This window comes from Agrobacterium sp. DKPNP3 (genome assembly GCF_052686535.1).
The window spans coordinates 1-25,823 of sequence record NZ_JBQYSN010000071.1 but is presented as its reverse complement, the minus strand read 5'-3'; the positions used below and the strand labels follow the sequence as shown (position 1 = coordinate 25,823).

Annotated in this window: 22 protein-coding genes; 10 read left to right on the top strand and 12 right to left on the bottom strand. The window is 58.9% G+C overall.

Translation table 11 applies throughout. From position 1 onward, the window contains the following. The 3 genes from ACUTJJ_RS18115 to ACUTJJ_RS18105 all read right to left on the bottom strand — a co-directional run. The coding region (locus ACUTJJ_RS18115) for an ABC transporter permease (protein WP_445542991.1) at window positions 1-812 on the bottom strand (812 nt) is incomplete at its 3' end. A gap of 144 nt (window positions 813-956) precedes the next feature. Further along, window positions 957-3,044 carry an ABC transporter substrate-binding protein gene (locus tag ACUTJJ_RS18110; RefSeq protein ID WP_063951653.1) on the bottom strand — a complete coding sequence of 696 codons (2,088 nt, stop codon included), beginning with the start codon at window positions 3,042-3,044 and terminating at the stop codon, window positions 957-959. A 103-nt stretch (window positions 3,045-3,147) separates the two neighbouring features. Continuing rightward, window positions 3,148-4,614, bottom strand: a complete 1,467-nt coding sequence (locus tag ACUTJJ_RS18105) for an alpha-glucosidase/alpha-galactosidase (protein ID WP_445542990.1) — start codon at window positions 4,612-4,614, stop codon at window positions 3,148-3,150. 197 nt (window positions 4,615-4,811) lie between these two features. Between ACUTJJ_RS18105 and ACUTJJ_RS18100 the strand changes: the two genes are divergently transcribed. Beyond that, window positions 4,812-5,699, top strand: coding sequence for an AraC family ligand binding domain-containing protein (locus ACUTJJ_RS18100; RefSeq protein WP_445542989.1), 888 nt, complete (start codon window positions 4,812-4,814; stop codon window positions 5,697-5,699). Between the two features lie 77 nt (window positions 5,700-5,776). Further along, window positions 5,777-6,244, top strand: coding sequence for a hypothetical protein (locus ACUTJJ_RS18095; protein ID WP_063951651.1), 468 nt, complete (start codon window positions 5,777-5,779; stop codon window positions 6,242-6,244). 3 nt (window positions 6,245-6,247) lie between these two features. Here the strand turns inward: ACUTJJ_RS18095 and ACUTJJ_RS18090 are convergent, their stop codons facing one another. Genes ACUTJJ_RS18090 through ACUTJJ_RS18080 form a run of 3 tightly spaced genes read right to left on the bottom strand, consistent with a single transcriptional unit; the run spans window position 6,248 to window position 10,804 of the window. Further along, complete coding sequence (locus tag ACUTJJ_RS18090; protein WP_209091585.1) at window positions 6,248-7,159, bottom strand: DMT family transporter; 912 nt, start codon at window positions 7,157-7,159, stop codon at window positions 6,248-6,250. Further along, the gene (locus ACUTJJ_RS18085; protein WP_445542988.1) at window positions 7,156-9,558 is read right to left on the bottom strand and encodes a PIG-L family deacetylase; all 2,403 of its coding nucleotides are present in this window, start codon (window positions 9,556-9,558) and stop codon (window positions 7,156-7,158) included. The genes ACUTJJ_RS18090 and ACUTJJ_RS18085 overlap by 4 nt, the downstream gene beginning before the upstream one ends. Before the next feature lie 19 nt (window positions 9,559-9,577). Further along, complete coding sequence (locus tag ACUTJJ_RS18080) at window positions 9,578-10,804, bottom strand: ROK family transcriptional regulator (protein ID WP_063951648.1); 1,227 nt, start codon at window positions 10,802-10,804, stop codon at window positions 9,578-9,580. Between the two features lie 253 nt (window positions 10,805-11,057). Between ACUTJJ_RS18080 and ACUTJJ_RS18075 the strand changes: the two genes are divergently transcribed. From ACUTJJ_RS18075 to ACUTJJ_RS18050, 6 genes are read left to right on the top strand one after another with little or no spacing between them, the layout of a single operon-like run. Next, window positions 11,058-12,311: an extracellular solute-binding protein gene (locus ACUTJJ_RS18075; protein ID WP_144579195.1), complete on the top strand. Its 1,254-nt coding sequence runs from the start codon at window positions 11,058-11,060 to the stop codon at window positions 12,309-12,311. Window positions 12,312-12,328: 17 nt separating this feature from the next. After that, on the top strand, window positions 12,329-13,270 hold the full coding sequence (locus ACUTJJ_RS18070) for a carbohydrate ABC transporter permease (protein WP_445542987.1): 942 nt from the start codon (window positions 12,329-12,331) through the stop codon (window positions 13,268-13,270). Continuing rightward, window positions 13,267-14,109, top strand: coding sequence for a carbohydrate ABC transporter permease (locus ACUTJJ_RS18065; protein WP_063951646.1), 843 nt, complete (start codon window positions 13,267-13,269; stop codon window positions 14,107-14,109). The genes ACUTJJ_RS18070 and ACUTJJ_RS18065 overlap by 4 nt, the downstream gene beginning before the upstream one ends. A 3-nt stretch (window positions 14,110-14,112) precedes the next feature. Next, window positions 14,113-15,627 (top strand): argininosuccinate lyase, encoded by a 1,515-nt coding sequence (gene argH / locus ACUTJJ_RS18060; RefSeq protein WP_445542986.1) that lies wholly within the window; start codon window positions 14,113-14,115, stop codon window positions 15,625-15,627. Beyond that, the gene (locus ACUTJJ_RS18055) at window positions 15,627-16,667 is read left to right on the top strand and encodes an ABC transporter ATP-binding protein (RefSeq protein ID WP_209091971.1); all 1,041 of its coding nucleotides are present in this window, start codon (window positions 15,627-15,629) and stop codon (window positions 16,665-16,667) included. The genes argH and ACUTJJ_RS18055 overlap by 1 nt, the downstream gene beginning before the upstream one ends. Then, window positions 16,664-17,557 (top strand): carbohydrate kinase family protein, encoded by an 894-nt coding sequence (locus ACUTJJ_RS18050; RefSeq protein WP_445542985.1) that lies wholly within the window; start codon window positions 16,664-16,666, stop codon window positions 17,555-17,557. The genes ACUTJJ_RS18055 and ACUTJJ_RS18050 overlap by 4 nt, the downstream gene beginning before the upstream one ends. A 14-nt stretch (window positions 17,558-17,571) precedes the next feature. On the opposite strand, the gene betC is transcribed toward ACUTJJ_RS18050, so the two are convergent. Next, entirely contained in the window at window positions 17,572-19,086 is a 1,515-nt protein-coding gene (gene betC / locus ACUTJJ_RS18045) for a choline-sulfatase (RefSeq protein ID WP_445542984.1), read from the bottom strand. Window positions 19,087-19,100: 14 nt separating this feature from the next. Continuing rightward, window positions 19,101-20,054, bottom strand: a complete 954-nt coding sequence (gene choX / locus ACUTJJ_RS18040) for a choline ABC transporter substrate-binding protein (RefSeq protein WP_445542983.1) — start codon at window positions 20,052-20,054, stop codon at window positions 19,101-19,103. Window positions 20,055-20,147: 93 nt separating this feature from the next. On the opposite strand from choX, the gene ACUTJJ_RS18035 reads away from it, so the two are divergent. Continuing rightward, a complete protein-coding gene (locus ACUTJJ_RS18035) occupies window positions 20,148-21,044 on the top strand; it encodes a choline sulfate utilization transcriptional regulator (protein ID WP_063951640.1) in 897 nt (298 codons plus the stop codon). Window positions 21,045-21,071: 27 nt separating this feature from the next. Here ACUTJJ_RS18035 and ACUTJJ_RS18030 read toward each other — a convergent pair whose 3' ends face one another. Further along, entirely contained in the window at window positions 21,072-22,523 is a 1,452-nt protein-coding gene (locus ACUTJJ_RS18030; RefSeq protein WP_445542982.1) for an aldehyde dehydrogenase, read from the bottom strand. Window positions 22,524-22,618: 95 nt separating this feature from the next. Here ACUTJJ_RS18030 and ACUTJJ_RS18025 point away from each other — a divergent pair, with 95 nt between their 5' ends. Continuing rightward, complete coding sequence (locus tag ACUTJJ_RS18025) at window positions 22,619-23,518, top strand: helix-turn-helix transcriptional regulator (protein ID WP_233282576.1); 900 nt, start codon at window positions 22,619-22,621, stop codon at window positions 23,516-23,518. A gap of 6 nt (window positions 23,519-23,524) precedes the next feature. On the opposite strand, the gene ACUTJJ_RS18020 is transcribed toward ACUTJJ_RS18025, so the two are convergent. The 3 genes from ACUTJJ_RS18020 to ACUTJJ_RS18010 form a co-directional block, all read right to left on the bottom strand. Then, the gene (locus tag ACUTJJ_RS18020; RefSeq protein WP_209091577.1) at window positions 23,525-24,349 is read right to left on the bottom strand and encodes an ABC transporter ATP-binding protein; all 825 of its coding nucleotides are present in this window, start codon (window positions 24,347-24,349) and stop codon (window positions 23,525-23,527) included. Then, window positions 24,346-25,380, bottom strand: a complete 1,035-nt coding sequence (locus tag ACUTJJ_RS18015) for a FecCD family ABC transporter permease (protein ID WP_445542981.1) — start codon at window positions 25,378-25,380, stop codon at window positions 24,346-24,348. The genes ACUTJJ_RS18020 and ACUTJJ_RS18015 overlap by 4 nt, the downstream gene beginning before the upstream one ends. Window positions 25,381-25,382: 2 nt before the next feature. Next, window positions 25,383-25,823 (bottom strand): FecCD family ABC transporter permease (locus ACUTJJ_RS18010; protein WP_445542980.1); only part of this gene is annotated, 441 nt, incomplete at its 5' end.

The window sequence follows — 25,823 nt, the reverse complement described above, 5'->3', positions numbered from 1 at the left end:
CCACTCAGCATGTAGGGCAACACCACGCCCTGATACATGACGAGCGGGTGCACGGCATTTGGCACCGCATGGCGCATGATGACGGCGCCTTCCGAAAGACCCTTGGCACGCGCCGTCTCGACATATTGCGCGTTCAGCGTATCGAGCAGATTGCCACGCATGACGCGCATATTATAGGCGAGGCCCCCGAAGACGGCGATGGCGACCACCGGCCAGACATGGCTGACCAGATCGACGAATTTCGCCCATGACCACGGCGCACCGCCATATTGCGGTGAAAAGAAGCTGCCGATCTCCGACACGTCGAAATGAAACACCATGAGATACACGAGAATCAGCGCCATCAGGAAGCGCGGGATCGTCATGCCGAGGAAGGCAATGGTCGAGAGCAGGTTGTCGACCCAGGAATATTGCCGTGTGGCGGCCCAGATGCCGAAGGCAATGCCAAGAACGGATGCAAAGATATGGCAGACCAGCGCCAGCGCGATCGTGCGCGGCAGGCGTTCGCCAACCACATCGGCGACGGGCTTGTTGTAATAGAAGCTATAGCCGAAATCGCCGCGGGTGATGATACCGCCGATCCAGTTGAAATATTGGATGACCAGCGGCTTATCGAGCCCGTGTTCGATACGGTATGCCTGCGCCTGCGCTTCCGCCTGTTCGAAGGAAGCTCCGCCCTGGTTCATCAGTTGCGAGCGGATGTAGTCGGCGTAATCACCGGGCGGTGCCTGAATGATGGCGAAGGTCACCACGCTCAGGATCAACAGCACCGGAATGGCGGATGCCACGCGTATCGTCAGAAATCTCAGCATCGAACGGTCTTCCTCGGTTTGGACTGGCCGTGTGTTGCCGGCCGCGCTTCACGCGCGACCGGTACCGGGTGTGCTCCGGGAGGAGTTCTTCAGCGTCCTGGCGTTTTCCGACGAAAAAGCGGTGTCCGCTTTCCTGGGAACGCTTTAGTTGATCGGCCCGCCCTCGCCCGGCTTGCCGGGAAGCTGCTCAGGGAAGAGTTCGTACTTGCCCTGCTTGTCGGCCGCGACCCACAGGCGTTCACGGATGATGGAATCTTCAGCCCAGTTGAACATGAAGATCGGGGTACCCTGCGGCACATTGGAGAACCGTTTGTTGACGATGAGCGCACCAGGATATTCGGTCAGGCCAATCGTGTAGAGGTTCTGCGTATAGACCTTCTGGTACTGCTTCATCAGCTCGGCCCGCTCGGCATTGTCCTGCGAAGAGATGAACTTGCGCACGATGTCGGCCATATCCTTCTCGAACGGCATCAGGTCGAGTTCCTTGCCTTCGGGTGCGCGGTGGTTCCAGCTGGTGCGCGGCCCGACAGGGGCCAGTTGCTCGGTATTCTGCACCACAGAGGAAAGCTCGGTGGAGTTGCGCCGCACCAGCCAGTCGAACTGCCCGCCATAATGGGCGGCGTCACGCTGGTTTGAATCGAGGCTATTGATGACAACGCGCAGGCCGAGTTTCGCCATCTGGCCGACGAGACCTTCCGCGAGGCTCTTGTCTGTTGCGTAACCGTTGTTAACGAGAAGGGTAATTTCGACATTACGACCGCCAAGCGTTTCCTTGGGGAAATTCAGGAAACCATCGCCGTCCGTGTCTTTCAGGCCAATCGAAGCCAGTGCAGCCTTGGCAGCCTCGAGGTTGAAGGGGTAATAGACCGTGGAAGCCCGATCATAGAAACTTGTCCCCGACGAAATACCACCCGGATAGATCGCCGTGAAAGGCCCCTTGACCAGCGAGTCACCGATCGCCTTGCGATCCAGAGCGGAGGTGACGGCCTGGCGGAAGACCTCGTTACGGTTCAGCTCGCGGATGGCCTGTCCGCGCTCATCCGGATTGCCCCAGCCATTGGCGGAAAAATTCATCTGCAGATTATAACCGATGAGCCGCGGCCCAAAGGCAAGGCGGGCCGGCGCATTAGGATCAGCGGCGCGTTTCAGCGAGGCTACGAAATTCTCCGGCTGCTCGAGATTGGAGAAATCGCCCGATCCCGCCACGGCCTGCACGTCGCGGTCCGCCCAGGTGGAGAGCTTGTAATGGACTTCATTGAGATAGGGCAACTGCTGGCCTTTCTCATCCACTTTCCAGTAATAGGGGTTGCGACGCAGAACGATGAGATCATCCGGCCGGTATGACACCGGCACCCAAGCGCCCATGACCGGCATGTTCATATACTCAGGCGGGAACGCGTTCTTGAACTGGTTATAGGTATTCTTGGAATATTTCGGATGCTGCGGTTTCAGAATATGCGACGGCCCAGGGCAGAAGCTCGGATAGGCCATGGTGTAGAGATATTGCTTCGGGAATGCCGCCTTGAACGTCCATTCGACGGTGTAGTCATCGACCTTCTTGAGCGTCGTGCCCTCACCGAAAGCCTCAGGTGATGCCCCGCCGCCAAGCGGTGAGACATTCGGATCGATGACGGCGTCTTCCCAGTAGAACATCACGTCATCGGCATTAAAGGGCTCCCCGTCCGACCATTTGGCACCCTTGACGAGATGCATCGTCAGCTTGTGGCCATCTTCCGACCATTCCCAGCTTTTCGCCAGATTGGGCAGCGGCTCGGTATCCTTGGCATCCACCTGGAACAGCGGGGCGGTGCGCGTCAGGCATTCGGAAAGGGCGATATCGATGCCGCCCCAGCCCTGACTCTGGCCGGCAATGTAGTTCCAGCCCTCCGGCCTGCCGCCAACCACATGGCGCATCGTATCGCCGTAAACGCCCATACCGTCGGGCATATTGCCTGTTTTGTAGACCAGCGGCTCCTCGGGCAGGCGCTCTTTCAACGGTGGCAGCTTGCCGGTCTTTTCGAATTTCTCGGTGATCCAGTCGGGTTCGCTATAATTTGGAAGCGCCTTGAATTGGAGGATCGAGTCGCGCGCTACATAGTTGATCTTGCCTTCGGCCGGAAATTGCGGCGGCTCGGGCGGCGTGGTGGTCTCGAAGGCATTCGCATTGAGTGCGATCATCGAAACACTTAAGCCCAGTGCCGCGATGATACCGATCCTGCGTTGAAGTAACATCGTTTTTCCTCCCAAATGGCAGCTCTTCGAGCGCCCACCCTCTGTGATCGTTAGACCGGACGGCGAACTCCCTTTCGCCGCCGGCCTGTTTCAATGCTTTTCCTCAGACAGCCTTTTTCAATGCCGATTTTTCGGCCCGCAACTCTTCGATGGAACGTACATTGCGGCGCGCAGCCCCCGCCCAGTCCCGCGTCTTGACGGTTGATTTCGCCAGCCGCTCCTTCGCTGCCGGACCGGCATCGTGATATTGCGGCAGCCAGCGCGCCTGCGCGACAACCATCTCGTCCACCATCTGCCAGACCTCCTCCGGCGTGGCGACAGCGCCGACCAGCGGATCATGCAACACGGCAAGTTTCAAAAGATCGATATCGCCGGTGACTGCCGCATGGACTGACATGCGCTGAACATTGATCGAGGCCATGCAGGTTGCCGCGCAAGCTTCTGGCAGCGTGATGCCCGATACCATGTTGATGCCGAAACGATCGACGAAACCGGGTGACTCGATAATGGCGTCCGCCGGCAGGTTGCTGATGACGCCATTGTTCTTGACGTTGAAATGGCCGCGATAGACACGCCCCGTCTCCAGCGCTTCGAGGATGTGGCTTGCGTGTTCGTTGGAGCGCTTTGCCGGATCGATCGGCTTGTCTGCCGAGGCGAGAAACTGCGGAAACTCGGTTTCAAACCAGTTGCGGGTCTCGGTGGAATGGCGCAGATAACCGCCGGTTTCGCCGTGAATCCAGTCGGACATATCGATCCAGCGAGCAATCTCTTCTGGCCGCTTCCGATACCAGGGCAGATATTCGGACAGATGGCCGTTGCTCTCGGTCGAATAGACGCCGAAACGCTTGAGAACATCGATGCGCAGCTTCTCCTGCTGCGAAAAGACCGGATGCGCCTCGAAAGCGGCGACCAGCTCATCTTTGCCGATCTTGCGGCCGTTAAGCCGCAGATCGATGAACCATGTCTGGTGATTGATGCCGGAGCAGATGTAATCGAGTTCCGCAGGGGATTTCGCACCGAGGATTTCGGCGATCTGTTCCGCACCGTGCTGAACGCCATGGCAGAGACCGACCGTATCCACCTTGCCATATTCGATGGCCGCCCAGGTGTTCATCGCCATGGGGTTGGCATAGTTCAGGAATTTTGCACCCGGTGCTGCGACTTCGCGGATATCCTTGCAGAAATCCAGAATGACGGGAATATTGCGCTGACCGTAGAGAATGCCGCCGGCGCAGATTGTATCGCCCACGCACTGGTCGATGCCGTATTTCAGCGGGATGCGGATATCGTCCGCATAGGCTTCGAGCCCACCGACCCGCACGCAGCTGATAATGTATTTCGCGCCCTCCAGCGCCCGGCGGCGGTCCGTATGGGCGGTCACCTTGACGGGGAAACCATTCGCCTCAACGATCTTGTCGAGGATCGCCCTGATCATATCGAGATTGTGCTGGCTGATATCCGTGAGCGCGACTTCAATATCGCGAAACTCGGGCACACACAGGAGATCGGTGAACAGTTTTTTCGTGAAACCGACGCTGCCTGCGCCAATAATAGCGATTTTGAAACTCATAACGCCACCTCTGTTGCAAATCGAACGGGTGAAACGGGCCGACGGATAATAAAATGCCGCTATAAGAAAATACCCGCGAGAATCCGGGAAAACCGGCTTTCTCGCCATTTTTTCAGCACCAATATCCTGCTGGCTGTCTCCTCGGATCGGGATTATGCTTATAAAGACATGTAGAACCAGAGAAGGATTATGCTTTTATGGGTAATTTTGTGCTGCGCGATCTGATCGATCAGGGACCCTGCATGCGCACTGTCTCCCTGCCCCGTGGACGCCAGACACTGCACACCATGCCGACCAGCAGCGGATATGAATTGCGCCGTAGCGGCAATTATGATTGGGACGGTCGCAAGCGCGGCCAGACCCCGTTTACCGTCCTGCAATACTGCATCAGCGGCCAGGGAAATCTGAGGTATGAGAACCGGCACTACGTCGTCAGACCAGGCGAAACCCTGCTGTTGCTCATCCCTCACAATCACCGTTACTGGCTGGAAGAAGGCAAGGAATGGGAGTTCTTCTGGATATCCATGAATGGCGAGGAGGCGCTTCGCATCCACCGCAATATTCTTTCTGTCACCGGTCCGGTCCTCAAGCTACAGCCGGAAACGATCGACCACCTTGCAGAATGCTGTTCACGCCTCGTCAACGGTGCGGAAACACCTGGAGCAGCTTCTGCCGTTGCCTATGAAGCGGCGATGACGCTCTATGACGACGTTTTCGGGTCGCACCCCTCCTTCGGCGGCGAATATCGCACCATGCAACAGGTGCTGAGCTACATCGACAGCCACCTCGGCGAACGCCTTTCCGTCAGCGATCTCGCAGCTGTGGCGGGGTTCAGTCGCGCACATTTCTCCCGTATCTTCACGGCGAGCGAGGGCCTGCCGCCTGCGGAATTCGTTCTTCAGCGACGTCTTCGCCGCGCTGCCAAGCTTTTAACGACAGCAGCCCACATCCCCATCAAGGAAGTTTCGGTCCTTTGCGGTTTCGAGGACCCCAATTATTTCTCCAAGGTTTTCAGACGACTGTACGGCACCAACCCGAGCGAATTCCGCACTACCGGGATGTATGCAAGCGTTCGTCAAGGTTGACGGCAATTCCGACTTGGTTTTGACATGTTTCGAGCGACTAACGATCGTTGTAGCGCCGTTGATGGAGACCGACCGAGGTGAACAGCAAAATCCGGAGGATCCTGGTCTTCCCCATTCGGGCGATCATCGTTCTCGCGCTGATCCTTGACGGAATTTTCCGTCCGCTCTATCGCCCGGTCATCAGGGCAATATCCCGTATTACATTCATCCAGAAGCTGGAGACCCGGATTGCCAGACTCCCGCGTCTTGCCATTCTTCTCTGTCTTGCCGTCCCTTTTGCGATCGCCGAACCAATGAAGATCGTCGGCCTCGTCCTCATCGCCCATGGCGCTTTCAAGTCCGGCGTCGTTCTGACGGTACTTGCACATCTCTCGACTTTCCTTATTGTCGAGCGCATCTACCATGCCGGAAAGGAAAAGCTGCTGACCTACGGCTGGCTCGCCTGGATCATGCGCTATGTGCGCTTCGCACGCGCCTTTTACGATCGAGCCAAGGCCTCCGCGCTTAGCTGGATACGGCTCCGCCTCCTGGCGCAGCAGCGGTAACAATCACCGTTTGCGCCTCAACCTCTTCAGAAAATATTCCGCAAGGGCAGTGGATTGGAGCGAAACGAGGATGATGACAATGCCAAGTACAACGCGAGTTTCTGGCACCTCGTCGAAGAGAAAATATCCGACCGCAGTCACAAACAGGATCGACAGATAGCTGACCGGCGCAAGGACGCTTGCATCCGCGATGCGATAGGCCCGCAGGAAGCAATATTGTCCCATCTGCGCCAGCAATCCGATGCCGAGCAACGGAACCCAGTCAAATGACGCAACCGGCCTCCATGTCCAGATTGCCGGAATGGCGGTGATGACGGCGAGGCCCAACGTGTAGAACACCATCATGACAGTGGTGTTCTCCCGCCGCAGCGCCCGTGTCTGGATAACCGCAAGCGCACCGAACACCACCGATATCAGCACAACGATCACGCCCACGCCAAATTCCGCGCCGCCCGGCCCAATGACGACCAGAACGCCGACAAATGCAAGACAGGCTCCCGCCCAGCGAAAGCGGCTCACGCTTTCGCCAAGAAAGGCGACAGCCATCGCCATCGTCACCAATGGCCGGGAAAAACCAACGGCATTGACGGTCGCAAGCGGCAACAGGGTGATAGCGATGAAATTGCTGGTGAGTGCGATGGCATTGCAGCAGATGCGGAAAATGTTACGCCAGGGATATTGGATGCGCGCCATTTCTCCCCGGTGCCGCCAGATGAGTGGCAGGATGAACATCAGGCCAATCATCGCCCTGATGAAGACGAGCTGGAAGGCGGGATAGGTGACGCCTTGCGCCTTCACGAGCGCGGTCATACCGCCCGCAACAAGGGTCATGTCCAGCAACAGCCAGCCTATGCCCGCGCGGGTGTCCGTTTCGCGAGGGCCTTGCTGTTCTTCGCTTTGATCGTCGCCATTCACGCCGGTTGCACAAGATTGGCCATGAGGCGGAAAGCGCCAGGCACAAGCTTGTCCATCTGGTGATGCAGCACGAGGCTGGTATGGGTATGCCTACCCTTGCCGATGACGCCCGAAACCAGCGCACCCTTCAGCGGCTGCTCATCGACATCATGCATGGCGAGCAATGGCTCGTAGACATCATCCCAGCGCGAGGCGAAATAAAGCCCGCGCTCCTTGTCCCAGCCCCCCCAGTCAGCGGCATCAATCCTGTTCGGCCCGGCAAGCAGCGGATGGTCGGGCAAGAGCACCGTTACCTCCGCCTGAGGATCGGTCACACGCCAGCGCAGGGAAGGCTTGCCGATCTCAAGCCGCCGGACGGGTGTCGTTTCCGGATTCCATCCGTCAGTCGGCCGGTGATAGAGCGTGACCAGATGACCGCCGTTTTCGACGAAGCGGTGAAGTTTCTCCGTCTCGGCAGCGAGATCCCTGCGGATGCCGAAGGCGAAGATGCCAATAACGATCGTCGTAAAGGAAGACAGGTCCCCGCCAAGCGCCTGAGCGTCGAGGTCGGTGACATCGAGTCCCATTCGCGACAGCCAAAGACCCACCCTATCAGCACCACCACCGACATAGCCGATCCGCGCCTTCTCGGGCAGCTTGAGGTCCAGCGAGAGGATTTTCAGAACGGACGGCGCCAGAAACCTTGCCCGACCGATGTGGGGATAAGCGATCGGCGTTATCTGAAAAGCGGGTTGGGCACCGACAAGCGCCTCGATCTGGGCAAGGCCCACGCGGGCCTTGCCGTTACGTTCGGCAATCCAGTCGCCGCCGTTCTTGCGCAGGTTCCAGCCGCCCGTATTCCTGAACGACAGCGACGCATCGGCGCCCTTTATATGCGCCTGAAAGACATGCGCCTCCTGCCCCTGTCCGAGCGGAACCAGAAGAGCGTCCGGCGCAATGGTCAGCGACTGCGCCGGCGTCACGAAAAACGGTTCCTCAAGGTCGAAGGCGGCCGAAACCGTTCTGCCTTCAACCGTTGCGGAAAGCCGCACCGAGGCATGGCCATTGCCGCCCATGGCTTTCCAGTCAGGCTGATACAGCCCGGAAACAGCTGCATCCTGATCCGCGACAAGCTCAAAGACCCGCGTCTCGCCAAGTGACTGGATGGATGACGATACACCTGATGGCAGGACCGGAGTGACCTCGACATCAATGTGAGCTGCCTGGTCTGAAAGCTCCACGGAAAGAACTGACGTTCCGCCTGGAACAATCTCCGCCGGCTCGGCGTAGGCCCGCTCGAAAACATCAAGCGCCGTCAGGACGGCGGCATCGATCTGCTCCCGCTTGCGCCTGATCCGATGTCCGTGCAGTTCCGTGAAATCCGCAGTGGCGGATTCGTCCACCGTCTGCAAAAGCGCTGCCGCGGCAAGAAGTGACGCCGTGATCCGCTGCCTGTCGGGAAAGGCCGATATCGCTTCGCTTATCGCCTGTTCCGCCTTGACCAGCGCCCTTGCCAAGTCGGCATGCAGGCCCGGGAACACCGCAAGGTCTGACAACGAAGACGGCAGCCCGTCGAGGATTGAGCATTCTTCGCCCCCTGCATCACCGGCGAGTTCGAGATGCAGCGGCCAGACCTCCTGCGCCAGCTTAGGCCAATTTCCCATTCCCTGAGAAGCGTGATAATAACGAGACCATTCGCCGATCCGGTCGTATTGCGCGCCAGTCGCCTGCTCCCTGCCGCGAGCGTTTACCGTTACGGTCGTCTCCGGCGGCGGCACTTCGTCATCATAGGTGTCACCACCGCCCGACCATGCGGGAAGGTAATATTTCGCTACCTGCCACGGCTTCAGCCCCTCTGAAAGATGTTCAGGATAGGCCGCAGGGTCCGCCGCCAGCGCGATGGCGCTCTTTGCCGCACGCGTCATCGCTCGGTGGTGCCCATGTTGTCCCGGCACATCGAGAAAGGTCGGGATGACGATATCCGGCCGCTCCTTGCGATAGGCGCGGACCAGCCTTTCGACGATGCGCTGGTGTCCCCAGCGGCCAAAGGTCTGGTCGCCATCCTTGGAAAAACCAAAATCGTGGATGATATCCGCCGGCCCATGGCCGAGCCAACTGATATCCGCATCGATGACGCGGGCCGCCTCCTCTAGCTCCCGCGAGCGGATGACGCCGAGCGCGCCAAGCCTTTCCGGCCCCAGCGCATTCTGACCGCCCTCACCACGTGTCGAGCAGGCGATGATGGTACGCATACCAAGCTCCATGCGGAAATAGGCAAGCAACCCGTTCTGCTCGTCGTCCGGATGCGCGCCGGTATGCATGACGGTCACGGTAGACTTCAGCGCGCTCAGCCTGCGATGCAGGCGTATGAGCCACGGATCGGCCATTTGCCGTTCGATGCGCTCTCGGGGCGTAAGCATGGGCGATCTCCTCCAATATTCAGCCGGGTGCCTGCGCTGCGGCTCCCATGGATGTCTCAAGTTTTGGCGTGACGATATCGAAAAGCGGCAAGGCGGCAGCGCCGAGGGCAGCAGTCAACTGCCCGGACTTGCCATGGATGACACGCGGAAGTTCCCGCTGCCTGCGACTTGCGACCGAGGTCGGCAAAGGCCCCATCCGTGCAATGATTTCACTGATGATGACCTCAGGCAGAGCGCCGCCGAGAATGACTGTCTGCGGATCGAGAATATTCTCGAGCATCGCCACCATGGGCGCCAGATGCGCCGCAGCTTCGTCGATCCATTCCCTCACCACGGGATGACCTGCCTTGAACAGGGCCTCCAGATCATCAAGTTCCGTATCTGCAACACCGGCGCATACAAGCTTTTCCTTCAGTACATAGACTGAGGCATAAGCCTCCAGGCATCCTCTCTGACCACAGGAAGGACAAGGCCTTCCCCTCGGCGAAACAGTCACATGGCCGATTTCGCCGGCATTCCCGAATGCACCGCGATAGGGCGCACCATCCTGGATGATGCCGAGGCCGATACCGACGCCGAAATAGATCATGCAGAAATTCGGGATCGCCAGACCAGCACCAAACAGCCGTTCCCCGACTGCTGCGGCCGTGGCATCGTTTTCAACCACGACCGGCTGGCCGCAGGCTTCGCCCAGCATCTGCCGGGCATCAATGCCGCCCCAGCCGGAAAGCGTCGTCGGTCCCACCGAAGTCATGCCATCGATCTCGAAGGGGCCGGGCATGACGACCCCGGTGCCGAGCAGCCTGCAGCCTAGATTTTTGGCAACGGCGTCATGCTCGGCGGCAAAGGTATTGAATATAGCATCCGGCGTCGTGTCCAAGAGTGGCGTGATGCGCTGCGTGCGAAGAACACCGGCGAGATCAAGACCGACGGTGACCATGTGGTCTGCGGCGATCTCGACGCCGATCGTTGCCCCGCCGTCAGGATTGACCGCGAACTGGATCGGCGGCTGCCCGCGCCCAGTGCGACGACGGCCCAGTTCCTTCAGCAATTCCTCGCCAACCAGCTCATCGACGATATTGGCAACCGCCTGCGGGGTGAGATGGGTAATCTTGGCAATCTGGGCGCGACCGAGTGAGCCGTGCCGCCGTACGAGGTCGAGAACGACTCGCCTGTTGTGCTCCCGGCTCCGCTCGGGATTTTTTCCGATTGCTACGGGATAATCGTCCACCGTGTGCACCGTCATCTCTTCAACTTCCCGTCCGTTAGAAAATTCATAGCGTCCAATTGGGGACAAGCGCAATATAATAATTCAAGTAAATTATCTTATTGACAAAAGCGCGCCTTCGGAGAACCGTAGAGGCCGACCGGGGGTCAGTCTTGTCGGGGCGAAAGAGGAAACTTCGCTGCCGGCAAATCGATGAGCGCGCGCGAAAGCGCGGATAATGGGAACGATCGCTCCGCATCCGGAAGACCGGGCGGAGGAAAAGGAGGCTTACATGCGCAGGGCAACTCTGTTCGCCGGCTTGGTTGCCGGTTTCAGCACATTTGCATTCAACGCCGCGCAGGCGGTTGAAATCGAATATTGGCAATATGTCTTCGACACCCGCGTGAAGGCCATGGACGAGCTGATCGCACAATTCCAGAAGGCCAATCCCGACATCACCGTCAAGCAGGTAACCTTCCCTTATGCCGATTACCAGACACGCGTGATTGCCGCCAATATGTCGGGCAAAGGCCCAGACGTGATGCAGCTGTTCTACGGCTGGCTCGACAAGTTCGCAGCCGGCGGCATTTTGCAGCCACTGCCGACCGATACCTTCCCGCATGACAAGATCGAAAGCGAATTCTTTCCGATCGTCAGCGCCATGAAACGCGGCGACGACTATTATGGCTTGCCGACAGCGGTTCGTTCGCTGGCGCTGTTCTACAACAAGAAGCTCTTTACCGAAGCCGGACTCGATCCCGCCAATCCACCGAAGACGCTCGATGAATTCGTCGCCGCCGCGCAAAAGATCGCCAAGCACGATGCCGCCGGTAATCTCACCGTTGCCGGTTCGACGCTCGATATGGGCGGACAGGATCACCAGTGGTGGCGTGAGGTGCTCATTCGCCAATATGGTGGCGAGCCCTATACCGACAACGACCAGAAGGTAGCTTATAACAGCGAGCCGGGCATCCAGGCGCTGAAATTCTATACCAGCCTGCAGCTTGAAAAGAAGATCGGCCAGGCGGGTTTCATGGATGAAGGCCAGGCCGCCTTCCGTGCGGGCAAGGCGGGCATGACCATCGACGGCACTTTCCGGCTGGGCTCGTTCCGCACCATCAAGGATTTCGAGTGGGGTGTGACGGAACTTCCGACCAATGACAAGAATATCCGCTCCAACTATGCGAGCTATTTCGCCAATGGCATCAGCGCCAAGACAACGGGTGAAGAGCTTGAGGCGTCCAAGAAGTTCCTCGCCTACATATCTTCACCGGAAGCCATGGCGATCTGGCTGAAGACGGTCGGCGAACTGCCGGCGCGACGTTCCGCAGCGCTGACCGAAGAAAACCTGAAGGATCCGATTTACGCACCGTTCCTGAAGGGTTTGGAATATGCCCACACGACACTGTTCATGGATGAGGCCGCCCAGCGCCAGAACGCCATTGACATGACCAACCGTGTGCTTCTCGAGGGCCAGTCGGTCGAGGATTCCATCAAGCAGGCCGCCGAGGCCGAGCAGGAAATCATCGACGCGGCGAAACCCTGAAAACCGCAGGTCCAACCATGACAGCGACAGATAAACAGGGGGCGGTATTCGGCCGCCCCGGCGGCTCCTTCGGAGATCGCCTTTCCATGCGCACCAAACGGCTTTTGTGGATCTGGAGCTTTCTGGCGATCCCGATCCTGTTTTACAGCGTCATCCGTTTTTACCCGACGCTGCAGGCCTTCTATCTGTCCTTCACCAACTGGGACCTGCTGAGGCCGGCAAAGTTCATCGGCGTCGCCAATTACGTCAAGCTCTTCAAGGACCCGCAATTCTGGAAGGTGTTCAAGAACACCTTCACCTATCTCATCGTCGGCACGCCGATCAGCCTCGTTCTGGCTTTCGTCATCGCCTTTTATCTGGACCGGGTGCGCATTCTGCACGGCTTCATCCGCGCGCTCTATTTCCTGCCCTACCTGACAACCGCAGCGGCGATGGCCTGGGTGTGGCGCTGGTTCTATCAGCCGCCGCCCATCGGCATCATCAATGACGTGCTCGGCATGATCGGCATTCCCCAGCAACCGTTTATCCGCTCCACCGATCAAGCGCTTTATTCGGTCATGGTAACCGCCATCTGGGCGGGGCTCGGTTTCCAGATCATCATCTTCATGGCCGGCTTGCGCGCCATTCCCACGACATTCTACGAAGCCGCTCGGATAGACGGGCTGAGTGAATGGGCAATCCTGCGCAAGATCACCCTGCCGCTTCTGAAACCCACCACGGTTTTCCTTGTCGTATTTTCATCGATCGGTTTCCTGCGGATTTTCGACCAGGTCTATAACATGACCACCAATGATCCGGGTGGCCCGCTAGGCTCCACCAAACCGCTGGTGCTGATGATCTACCAGACCGCTTTCAATTCCTATGCGATGGGCTATGCGGCCGCGCAGACTGTGGTCCTCTTCACCATTCTTCTTGTCGTATCGCTGATCCAGCTCTGGGTCCTGAGGGAAAAGAAATGAGCGAAACCTCGCCACTCTCCCACGCCCGCATCCGCCCCGGCCGCATCATCGCCTGGACGCTGCTGTTGATCGGCGGCCTGATCATGGTCTCGCCGCTGCTGTTCATGTTCGCGACCTCGTTCAAGACGGCGGATCAGGTCTATGATCTGCGCCTCATTCCCTCTGCACCGACAATCGCAAACTACATGACCGTCATGGCTGATGGCCGTTTCCTGCGCTGGTTCTTCAACTCGACGCTGGTTGCGGTCCTCGTCACCGTCTCCAACTGCTTTTTCGACAGTCTGGTTGGTTATACCTTGGCGAAATTCGAGTTTCGCGGACGTTACTTCATCTTCCTAGCCATTCTTTCCACGCTGATGATACCGACAGAAATGCTTGTCATTCCCTGGTATCTGATGTCGAGCCAGCTGGGCTGGCTCGACAGCTACTGGGGCATCATGTTCCCCGGCATGATGACGGCCTTTGGCACCTTCCTGATGAAGCAGTTCTTCGAGACGGTTCCGAACGACTTTATCGAGGCCGCACGCGTTGATGGGCTCAACGAATTCCAGATCTGGTGGAAAGTCGCCCTGCCACTGGTGACACCGGCGCTCTCCGCACTCGCGATCTTCACCTTCCTCGGCAACTGGACAGCCTTTTTCTGGCCGTTGATCGTCACGACAAGCAAGGAGCTCTACACCCTGCCCGTCGGTCTTTCGAGCTTTGCCGTGGAACAGCAGATCCAGTGGGAAATGATCATGACGGGCGCAGCCATTGCGACCATCCCTACCCTCATCGTCTTCATCGTCCTGCAACGCTACATCGTGCGCGGTGTGATGCTGGCGGGCCTGAAAGGATAAATCATGGCCGATATCAACCCGCGCAAGTCAGATACCAGCAAGTTTCCCGATCCTGTCTACAAGGAAACCGTGCTGCGCCCGCTGTTTGACGGCGCCAAGAACCACCACGTCGATGGGTTCCGCCGCATAGACCGCGCCCACCTTGTCATGCTGCGCGAGACCGGCATTCTCGATGCCGAGACGGCGGCCAAGATCGCCGGCGCACTCGAAGACATCGACAAAACCATCGAACCCTCGGAGCTTGTTTATACCGGCGAAGTCGAGGATTTCTTCTTCCTGATCGAGAAGGAACTGAAAGCCCGCATCGGCGTCGATATCGCCGGCCGCCTGCACACGGCCCGTTCGCGCAACGATATCGATCACACGCTGTTCAAAATCGGCCTGAAGGAGAAGATTGACACGCTCACGGCCAAGGCGCGTGTTCTGCTGAAAGCCCTGATCGATGCCGCCGAGCGTAACCAATCCACGCTGATCGTGGCCTATACCCATGGGCAACCGGCCCAGCCCACCACCTTCGGCCATTACCTTTCTGCCGCCATCGAAGTGTTGATCAGGGATATTGACCGCTTTGCGGAGGCACGCCGCATCGTTGATCTTTCACCGATGGGCGCCGCCGCCATCACCACCTCGGGCTTTCCCATAGATCGGGCACGGGTTGCGGAATTGCTGGGCTTTGCTGCACCGTTGCGCAATTCCTATTCCTGCATCGCAGCCGTCGATTACACGACGGCAACCTATGGCGCAATCGAACTGATGTTCCTGCATCTCGGCCGGCTCATTCAGGACTTCCAGTTCTGGACGAGTTTTGAGGTCGGCCAGATTTACGTACCGAATTCGCTGGTACAGATTTCCTCGATCATGCCGCAGAAACGCAACCCGGTGCCGATCGAGCATCTGCGCCACCTCGCCAGCCAGACCTTCGGCCGGGCGCGCACCGTGCTGGATGTGATGCACAATACGCCCTTCACCGACATGAATGACAGTGAGGGCGAGACGCAGGGCATGGGTTATGAGGCCTTCGCCTCTGCTGGCCGGGTTCTCGATCTGCTTGCCAGCCTCGTTGGCCAGATCAGCATCGATCCCGACAGGGTCGACCAGAACATCCGCCGATCCTGCATTACCATTACGGAGCTGGCGGATTCGCTTGTCCGCATAGAAGACCTGTCTTTCCGTCAGGCCCATGAAATTGCCGCGAATGTTGCCAAGAGCGTCGTCGCGCTGAAGGGCGATCTTCCGAACGACGGTTACCAGCCCTTCCTCAAGGCGTTCCACGAGCTGACAGGCCGGCATACCGGAATCGACGAGGAAAAATTCAGACAGATCGTCTCGCCCGAGCACTTCGTCGCCGTGCGCAGCCGTTTCGGCGGCCCGGCGCCTGAACCCATGCGGCAAGCGATTGCCAGCTATCGCAACACGCTTGCTGCATTCGAGGCGGAAGCACGGCGATCCGCCGATCACGAAGCGGCAAAGGCCGCGGAACTCGCAGAGAAATTCACCGCGCTGACGGGAGCCCGATGATGGCGACAATCGAACTCAATAAACTCGTGAAGCGCTACGGCAAAGTCGAGGCGGTCAAGGGGATTGACCTTGCCATTGAAGACGGAGAATTCGTTGTTTTTGTCGGCCCTTCCGGCTGCGGCAAATCCACCACCCTTAGAATGATCGCCGGCCTGGAAGAAATCTCTGACGGCGCGCTGAAGATCGGTGGCGACATCGTCAATGAGAAGGAACCGAAACAGCGCAACATCGCGATGGTCTTCCAGAACTATGCGATCTATCCGCACATGACGGTTCGCCAGAACATCGGCTTTGGCCTCTACACCTCGAAGCTTGACCGTGAAGAAAAGAACCGCCGCATTGAGGAGGCCGGCCGGGTTCTCGGACTGGAGGCCCTGCTCGACCGGCGGCCGGCGGCCCTGTCAGGCGGTCAGCGGCAGCGTGTCGCCATCGGCCGCGCCATGGTGCGCGATCCTGCCGCCTTCCTGTTCGATGAGCCCCTGTCTAATCTAGACGCCCAGCTGCGCGCTCAGATGCGTATTGAAATCAAGCGCTTGCATCAGCGTCTTAAGACGACAACCGTTTATGTCACCCACGATCAGGTGGAAGCCATGACCATGGCGGATCGCATCGTGGTGATGAAGGACGGCCACATCCTGCAGGTCGGCACTCCAACGGAGCTTTATGAAACACCCGTCGACATCTTTACCGCACGCTTCATCGGCAGCCCCTCGATGAACCTGCTGCGCGGAACCAGAGCCGGCGACTGCGTCGCGCCGTCCGCAACGGGTGAGCTTCTGATCGGCGTCCGGCCGCATGATCTGCTTGTTGGCGAGTCTGGGTCCGCTCAGGGAACGTTTACCTTGGAAGGAACAGTCACGGCAGTCGAGCCGCTCGGGCCGGAGACGCTTGTTCATCTGGACACCGACAACAGTTCGGTGATCGCCACGGCGAGAAGCAAAACTATTCCGGCCGTCGGCAGCCGGCTGCAATGCCAGGCGGAGCGAGGTTCGCTTTATCTCTTCGACGCCAAGACGGAAAAGCTTCTGGGCCGCGCATGATGTCAACGGAAAAAACTGCCGTCATCAGCGTCGGCCGGATCTATTGTGACCTCATTTTCACCGGTCTTAATGAACTGCCAGTGCTCGGCCGGGAACTGTTTGCCCGAGACATGGAAATTGCAGCCGGCGGCGGAGCCTTCATTGCCGCTGCGCATTTCGCCCATATAGGCCGCCCGGTTGCTCTGCTCGCAAGATTGGGCACCGATACGTTTTCGCGCGATATCGGTGAGAAAATGGCGCAGAGCGGCGTCGATCTGAAGTTTCTGGAAAATGCAGCAGATGCCGGACCGCAAGTTACGGTGGCGACTGTGGTTGGTCAGGAACGGGCTTTTTTGACGCGCCGCGCCGGTGCCGCCCGGCCTTCGACGCTGGATGCCGCCTTTGCGTGGGATAACGCCCTGCATCTGCACATCGCCGAATTCGCCACGCTGCATGAGATGCCCGATCTGGTTGCACGCGCCAAGGCAAGCGGATTGTCAGTATCGCTCGATCCAAGCTGGGATGCTTCGCTGATTTACGACAAGGGGCTGCTCAAGGCCTGTGCCGGTGTCGACGTGTTTTTGCCCAATCTCGAAGAGGCGGAAGCAATCACGGGGCATTCTGACCCGGAAAGTGCCATGCACGCCCTGTCAGAGGCCTTTCCCGTCGTGGCGCTGAAAGGCGGCGCGCAAGGCGCTTGGGTATCTTGTCGAAGGGGCTTGCAGCATCTGGCAGCCCAGGAAGTACCCGTGGTCGACACGACCGGCGCCGGCGATGCCTTTAATGCCGGTTTTCTTGATGCCTGGCTTCAAGGCTGGGACGAACAGCAATGCCTCACAGCCGGGGTTGCCGCGGGCAGTCTTGCCGTGCAGGCGGCGGGCGGCGCGCCGAGGGTGTCGACCACCGCTTGAGGCACCTTGCCGCCTCACTCGCCGCGCGGAAAACGCTGGTTTTCTTCCAGCACGTTGAGATCCATGTGGTTACGCATGTAGCGTTCCGAAGCCTTCTGCAAGGGTTGGTAGTCCCACGGGTAATAGGCGCCGTTGCGCAGCGCCTTGTAGACCACCCAGCGCCGCGCCTGACTTTCGCGAACGGCGGCGTCGAACACCGGCAACTGCCACCGCCGGCCAATTTCGGCGGAAAGCGACGAGAGCACGTCGCTGAAAGCGGGGTCGCCGGCGAGATTGGTGCGCTCTTCGGGATCGGCATCCAGATCGTAAAGCAGCGGCGGATCGGCCTCACAGACGGACAATTTGTATCGACCGTCCCTGATGGCGACGAGCGGCGAGATCGAGCCTTCGGCGGCATATTCCATCGGCACCGGGCCGCGCCCGCCGGTGCCAGCAGCCAAGGGCGCCAGATCCTCACCGTCGGTCCAGCGTTTAAGCGAGGTGATATCAAGCCCTGCCAGACCGCACAATGTCGGCGTGACATCCAGTGTCGAGACCGGCGTGTCGATCAAAGCCGGCTGCCAACCGGGTGCGGCCACCATCAGCGGGACGCGGGCTGAGCCCTCGAAAAAGCACATCTTGAACCAGAGGCCGCGCTCACCCAACATATCGCCATGATCTGACAGGAAGAGGACGATGGTGTCCTCCTCCATCCGCGTCGCTTTCAGGACGCCAAGGATTTCGCCGATCTTCTCGTCGATATAGGAGACGTTGGCGAAGTAACCGCGGCGTGCCCGGCGCATCTGCTCCGGCGAAATGTCGAAGGCCTTGTGGTCACAGGCTTCCAGCAGCCGTTTCGAATGCGGATCCTGCTGATCGAAAGCTATCGCCTCCGACTGAGGATCAAGCGCCGGGCAGTCCTCGTAGAGATCCCAGAATTTCCGCCGCGCAACATAGGGATCGTGCGGATGGGTGAAGCTGACCGTCAGACACCACGGTCGTTCATCAAGTCTACGAGACAGGTCGTAAAGCTTGCGTGTGGCGTGATAGGCCACCTCGTCGTCATATTCCATCTGGTTGGTGATTTCGGCAACGCCTGCACCGGTGACCGAACCGAGATTGTGGTACCACCAGTCGATCCGCTCGCCTGGCTTGGTATAGTCGGGCGTCCAGCCAAAATCCGCGGGATAGATATCGGTCGTCAGACGCTCTTCGAAGCCGTGCAACTGATCAGGCCCGACGAAATGCATCTTTCCGGAAAGTCCGGTGTAATAACCCGCTGCGCGCAGATGGTGCGCGTAGGTCGGGATGTCGGAGGCAAACTCTGCGGCATTGTCGTAAACGCGGGTACGACTTGGCAATTGCCCGGACATGAATGACGCGCGAGCCGGTGCACAAAGCGGGCTAGCCGTATAGGTATTGGCGAAGCGGACAGAGCGCTCCGCCAAGGCTTTCAGATGCGGCGCATGGAGAAAATCGGCCGGTCCATCGGGAAACAACGTCCCGTTGAACTGGTCGGCCATCAGGATCAGAATATTGGGACGCGGCATTTCGACTTTCCGGCTCAGAGACCAAGCTTGCCCTTAACGGCGTCCGCACCGGGTTTGCCATCCAGCGTGGTTACGCCCTGCAACCAGCCATCCAACGCTTTGGGATTGGCCTTCAACCAGGCCGCTGCCGCAGCTTTGGAATCTTCGCCGCCGAGAATCGAACCCATCAGGGTATTTTCCATGCCGATATCGAACTTCAGATTTTTGAAGAGCCCTGCGGCATTGGGGCATTTTTCCGGCCAGCCGGTGCGGGCAAGCGTATAAACCTCTGCACCGCCGAAATTCGGGCCGAAATAGGCGTCACCGCCGGAGAGATAGGCGATATCGATCTTCTCGTTCATCGGATGCGGTGCCCAGGCAAGGAAGACCACAGCCTTCTTGTCCCTCCCCGCCCGTTCCACCTGCGCCAGCATGGCCTGCTCACCAGATTCGACGAGCTGCCAACCTTTCAGGCCGAAATCATTGGCGTCGATGATCTTCTGGATATTCTGGTTGGCCGGTGCGCCGGGCTCGATGCCGTAGATCTTGCTTTCGAATTCATCGGCATGTTTGGCGAGGTCGGCGAAATCCTTGACGCCCTTTTCCGCCATATAGGCCGGCACGGCGAGCGTGAACTTTGCCCCCTCCAGATTTTTCGCGATAACCTGTGCCGCCTTGGCCGCGTTCAGGTCGTCCACGAAGGATTTTTGCGCCGGCATCCAGTTCCCGAGGAAAACATCAATTTCGCCGTTCTTCATCGCCTGATAGCCGATGGGCACGGAGAGCGTCTTGACGTCGGCTTCATAACCCAGTGCATCGAGCAGTACCGAGGCGACGCCATTGGTTGCGGTAATATCCGTCCAGCCGGGATCGCTGAGACGGATGGTCTTGCAGGCGGCATCGTCGGCCGCCTGAAGCGGGGTTGAGAAGGCTGCCACTGACAGAAACAGACCGGCGGCAATGCGATGCAGATGAGACACTGTTTTCATTGCGGATCCCCTTTATTAGTCCAGTTTATTGAACACCACGTTGCTTTCACCTGTGAAGCGGGTAATTTTCGATGCCTGATATAAAGGAATTTGATGGCAGAGCGACCTCTCGATCTTGGCTGGATGCGCATTTTCACCGAGGTGGCCCGCTGTGGCAGCCTGACGGCCGCGGCAGCATCGATGAGACTGACCCAACCGGCTGTGAGCTATCAGATCCGCAGGCTTGAGGATGAGCTTGGTGTCACTCTTGTCCGCCGACGACACCGCGGCATCGAACTGACGGCCGAGGGGCAGCGGCTGTTCGAGGTCGTTTCGCGCAATGTCGATGCCGTTGACCTGGTGGCGCAACAACTTCGCCGCACAAATGAGCGTCAGACCATTCGTCTGCATACCGACTATGCCTTCTCGTCGTTGTGGCTTATCCCGCGGATGCATGGGTTTCGTGCGCTCAACCCCGATATCAATATCCAGATCGTCGCCACGCAGGATCCGCTGGGTCAAGGCAAGCACGATAGCGACGTGATGATCATCTTCGGTACGCGGCAGGACGCTGGCGAGGGTTCAATCTTGCTGCTTTCGGAAAAAGTTACGCCGGTCTGCTCCCCGGCTCTTCTGTCGGACACACCGGCGCCAGCAACCATCGCGGATTTTTTACAGCGCAAACTCATTCATCTTGAAAACACGTCTCAGGCGCACTGGTTCGACTGGCCCGGCTATTTCAAGCATTTCGGCGCGCACAGGGGAGCAGAGAGCGACGGCAGCGATATCACCTTCAACAATTACACCATGGTGGTGCAGGCAACCATCGGCGAACAGGGTTTCGCGCTCGGCTGGGCCGGGCTCGTCGATCCCCTGCTCGAAGCAGGCGTGCTGGTAACGGCTGGCCCGAGTCTTGAGGCGCCGGGCCGCGGTTACTGGCTCGTTCGGCCGAAAAGCAGCGACAATGCGGTTAGAAAGCTTACGGCATGGCTGATCGACGAGCGGCGGTGACGCCGCTCGCCCTGCACATTTTCCGCTTCAGATGGGATAATGCAAGGGTCCGTCCTGAAGCGTTACCCACCGTAGTTCAGTAAATTCAGCTATACCCGCCGTACCGCCAAAGCGCCCGTAACCCGAAGCCTTGACGCCGCCGAACGGCATTTGCGCCTCATCATGCACGGTCGGCCCGTTGACATGGCAAATACCACTCTCGATCCGCGCGGCAACGGAAAGCGCCCTTGCCTGATCCCTTCCGAAAACCGCCGCCGACAGCCCAAATTCACTCTCGTTGGCGATGCTGATGGCTTCATCGATCGTGCCTGCGCGGATAATCGACACGACTGGACCAAAACTCTCTTCGGAATAAAGGCGCATGGCCGGGGTGACGCCATCGACGGCAATCGCGTCAAGCATGGTGCCTTCACCACCGCCCCCTGCGATCCGTCGCGCGCCTTTGGAGATAGCATCATCCACAAGCGAACGGATGCGCAAGGCTGCTTCACCCGTCACAAGTGAGCCGAGCGGTGTTTTGCCCTCACGCGGATCACCTGCGATAAGACCGCCCGCCTTTTTCGCAAAAGCATCGACAAACTCGTCAGCAATACTATCGAGCACGATAATGCGCTCGGTCGACATGCAGATCTGCCCTTGATTCATATAGGCACCAAATGCCGCAGCCGCGACCGCCGCATCGATATCCGCATCGTCTAGCACGATGAGCGGCGCCTTCCCCCCAAGTTCAAGCAACGCTGGTTTGAGATGTCGACCTGCCGTTTCCGCGATGACGCGTCCGACGCGCGTGGAGCCAGTGAAGTTAACACGCCTTACTGCCGGATGGGCAATAAGCGCTTCAACGATTTTTGCTGCGTCTTCCGGCGCATTCGAAACGGCATTGAGCACGCCCTTTGGCAGGCCTGCCGACGCAACCGCGTCAATGATCAGAGCATGAGTGCGTGGGCAAAGTTCCGAAGTCTTCATGACAACGGTGTTGCCGCAGGCAAGAGGCGTGGCGATGGAACGCACACCAAGGATGACAGGCGCATTCCAGGGCGCCATGGACAGGACAACGCCGGCGGGTTGGCGCAGCGCCATCGCCATGGTGCCTGGACGATTGGACGGAATAACTTCTCCCTTGATCTGAGTGGTGAGACTTGCCGCCTCCACCAGCATGTCACTGGCGAGCATCACATTGAACCCGGCCCAGGCCTCGGTCGCGCCGATCTCCTCCTTCATTGCTTCGACGATAGCGGGGCCAGCCGAGCGCAGCGCTTCTGCCGCAGCGAGAAGATGGCGCCGACGTTCACCGGGCGTTGTCGCGGACCACGTCGGAAAGGCGGCTGCGGCTGCATCGGCCGCTTTCGTTGCATCCTCGACAGACGCCGCGGCGGCGCTCGTCACGGCACTACCGGTAACTGGATTGTTACGCTCGAAGCGCTTGTCATTTGCAGCAGCGCAATGATCGCCACCGATGAAAAGATTGACGGTCTGCATATGTCTCCTCCTGCCGGGCCCACCTTCTCCTCAAGGTGTTTATGCCCGCAATACGCAAAGTTTAGCGAGGACATCGCCACAGGAAATGCACTAGTGTGGCTCGTTTTTGTACTTTTGAGAAAAAGATGGCGTCTCCAAATCACAAGTCCGTGGGCGGCCAGTCCACCCTCGCCCGAATATTGAGTTCACCGCTGCGGGCAAATGAGGTGAAACTCACGCCAGGCAATGCGCATCTGATCCTGCTCGCATCCGGAAACGCATGCATCACCGGCAACGACGAAGACCTTTACCTGCCGGCACCGGGCATGGCGTGGTTGCCGGCAGGGCACACCGGTCGCCTTCGGTTGGAAGCGGGAAGCAGGGCGTCACTGCTGTCCATCAACGATGTCTGCCTTGCGCATGCCTTCGCGAAGGGGACCAACGCACTTTTCCCGCGAAACGGTCTCGATCGCGTTTTGACAGAAACGCTTTCGCAAGAGCATCATGCGGAGTTGGCAGGCTATGTAAAAACCATTGCGTCCGAAAATCTCCGTCCGACGGCCGCGACACAGACGCTCATTCTCAACCTTCTCTGTGTCGCATTGATCCGCATTTGCCAGTGTACCGCATCGGCAATCACAGCTACGTCCATGCCATCGAGTATCGCAGAACGTTTTGTTTTGCTGGTCGCTCAACACAAGCGCGACCATTGGAACGTTGAGACTTATGCACGCCATCTCGGCATCAGTCGTGACCGACTGGGCTCGATCATCAAAGCCGCAACTGGATTATCGCCGAAGGCTTACATCCACCGCGAATTGTTTTCAGAAGCGCGCGAGCTTCTTTTGAACTCGTCCTTTCAAGTGTCTGAAATCGCATATCGTTTAGGATTTCAAGACTCGGGTTACTTCAACCGATTTTTCACTCGGATCGAGGGGATATCGCCCGGGCGGTTGAGGCGGGCTGCGTTTCGGTTTCCTGCTGAACCTGCGCATTCTTTTGCAGCATGGCCTTGACTGCGATCAGCTATCGGCAATGCCATTTGCCTTCGTCAACACGCGATACCTTCCGATTGGCAGCATCATAGGTTTGCCGGAGGTGGGATCCTTGATCACCCGGCTTTCAATACCAAAAACCTCGCGGATATTTTCCTCTGTCAGCACCTCTTCGGACGAGCCATTGATATGCAGCTTTCCGGCGCGCATCGCGACAAGATGATCCGCATAACGCGCCGCAAGGTTGAGGTCGTGCAGCACCATGACGATGGTGGTCTGGCGGACCTGATTGAGATCTGTCAGAAGGTCCAGTACCTCAACCTGATGGCTGATATCAAGGAAGGTTGTCGGTTCATCCAAGAGCAAGATGTCTGTTTGCTGGGCTAGCGCCATTGCGATCCAGGCCCGCTGGCGCTGGCCGCCGGAGAGTTCATCGACAGGGCATTCGGCCAGTTCCACGGTGTCCGTGGCGGCAAGCGCCGCAGCTACCGCCTCATCATCCTCCCTTGACCAGCGCGCGAAGAGGCCATGATGAGGGTGTCGGCCTCGGCTGACGAGATCGGCAACAACGATGCCCTCCGGTGCGATCGGGGATTGCGGCAAAAGGCCCATACGTCTTGCCAAGTCGCGCGCGGGTAGACGATGGATCGACTTCCCATCAAGCAGGACCTGACCAGCGTGCGGCGTTATCAGCCGTGACATGCTGCGCAGGAGGGTGGACTTGCCGCACGCATTGGCCCCGACGATGACGGTGATTTTGCCGCGCGGGACAGTAAAATCCAACCCTTCGATAATGAGGTTTTCGCCGTAGCCGGCAGACAGGCCGCTGACAGAGAGGGAGTGGCCGGTCATAACGAGGCTCCGCTGCGGTTCACCCGCACGATCAGGTAAATCAGATAAGGCGCGCCTAGCGCACCAGTCACGACGCCGACCGGGTAGCGGCCTGGCAACAGGAACTGGCCGCAATAGTCACCCACCAGCACCAGCACCGCCCCAATCAGCGCGGCAGGAATGAGCAGTGAGCCATTGTTGCCAATGATACGCGCCGCAATTGGCCCAGCAAGGAAAGCCACAAAGGCTATTGGCCCGCAGACGGCTGTTGCAAAAGCAATCATGCCGACGGCGGCAATGATGACAAGAACTCGGGTTCGCCCGACCGAAACACCGAGCGCCGCAGCCGCATCGTCTCCCAGTCTCAAGGCTTCGAGATCGCGCGCGCGGCTGACAAGCAGGCCGCCGAAAAGGAGGAGCGCGATTGACAGGGGCAGAAGTTGAGCCATCTTCGCACCGTTGACGCTGCCGGTCAGCCAGCGCATCGCTTCCTGGAGCGACCAGGCCGGGGCAACTGAGAGAACATAGGCAATAAAGCTCTCCAGCATGGCTGACACGCCGATGCCAACAAGGATCAATCGAGTACCGGCTGCACCGTTGCGGAGGGCAAGAAGATAAACAACGAGCGCAACGCCGAGACCGGCGGTGACAGCGAAGACAGAGACCAGCGGCCCGCTCATCTCGAGGACAACGATGGCAAAGACGGCCGCGGCACTTGCGCCCGAGCTGATGCCAATAATATCCGGACTGGCAAGCGGCTTGCGCAGCATGATCTGGAACGCGACGCCCCCGAGTCCGAAGCTCATGCCCGCCAGAAGCGAAAGCAACGCGCGGGGAAGGCGCAGCTGCCCGACGGTGAAGGTAACACCGGGAATTTCCTCCCCCATGAGAACGCGAATGACATCAGCGGGAGATGTGAAGGATTGCCCGACCATCAGCGTGACGGCCGAAGCGGCGATCAGGATCATCGACAGAATGGTGATGACAATGCGACGCCGGCTGTCGCGGGCTCGGCGATTAAGAACGAGGTTTTCGATGATGGGAGCGTGCATGGTCACAGTTCGCGCACCCTCTGGCGTCTGACGATCCAGATGAAGAAGGGCGCGCCGACGAGTGCAGTGACAATCCCGACATCAAGTTCGGAAGGCCGCGCAACCATGCGTCCGACAATATCGGCAGAGATGAGCAGACATGCCCCTCCCAGCGCCGAAAATGGTAGCAACCAGCGGTTATCCACGCCGACCAGCAGGCGGCAAAGATGCGGCACCACTAGCCCGACAAAACCGATTGGTCCGCAAACCGCGGTGGCCGCGCCGCATAGTAGAATAGCGCCCAACGAGGCGACGGCTCGGGCCAGCACGACATTCTCGCCGAGCCCGGCGGCAAGTTCGTCTCCCAGCGCGAGAGAGTTCAGCTTTCGCGCCGAAAGCAGGCTGATGATGAAACCGGCGGCCAGAAAGGGCAGCACGGTCTCGATGCGCTCGAAGGTCGCCCC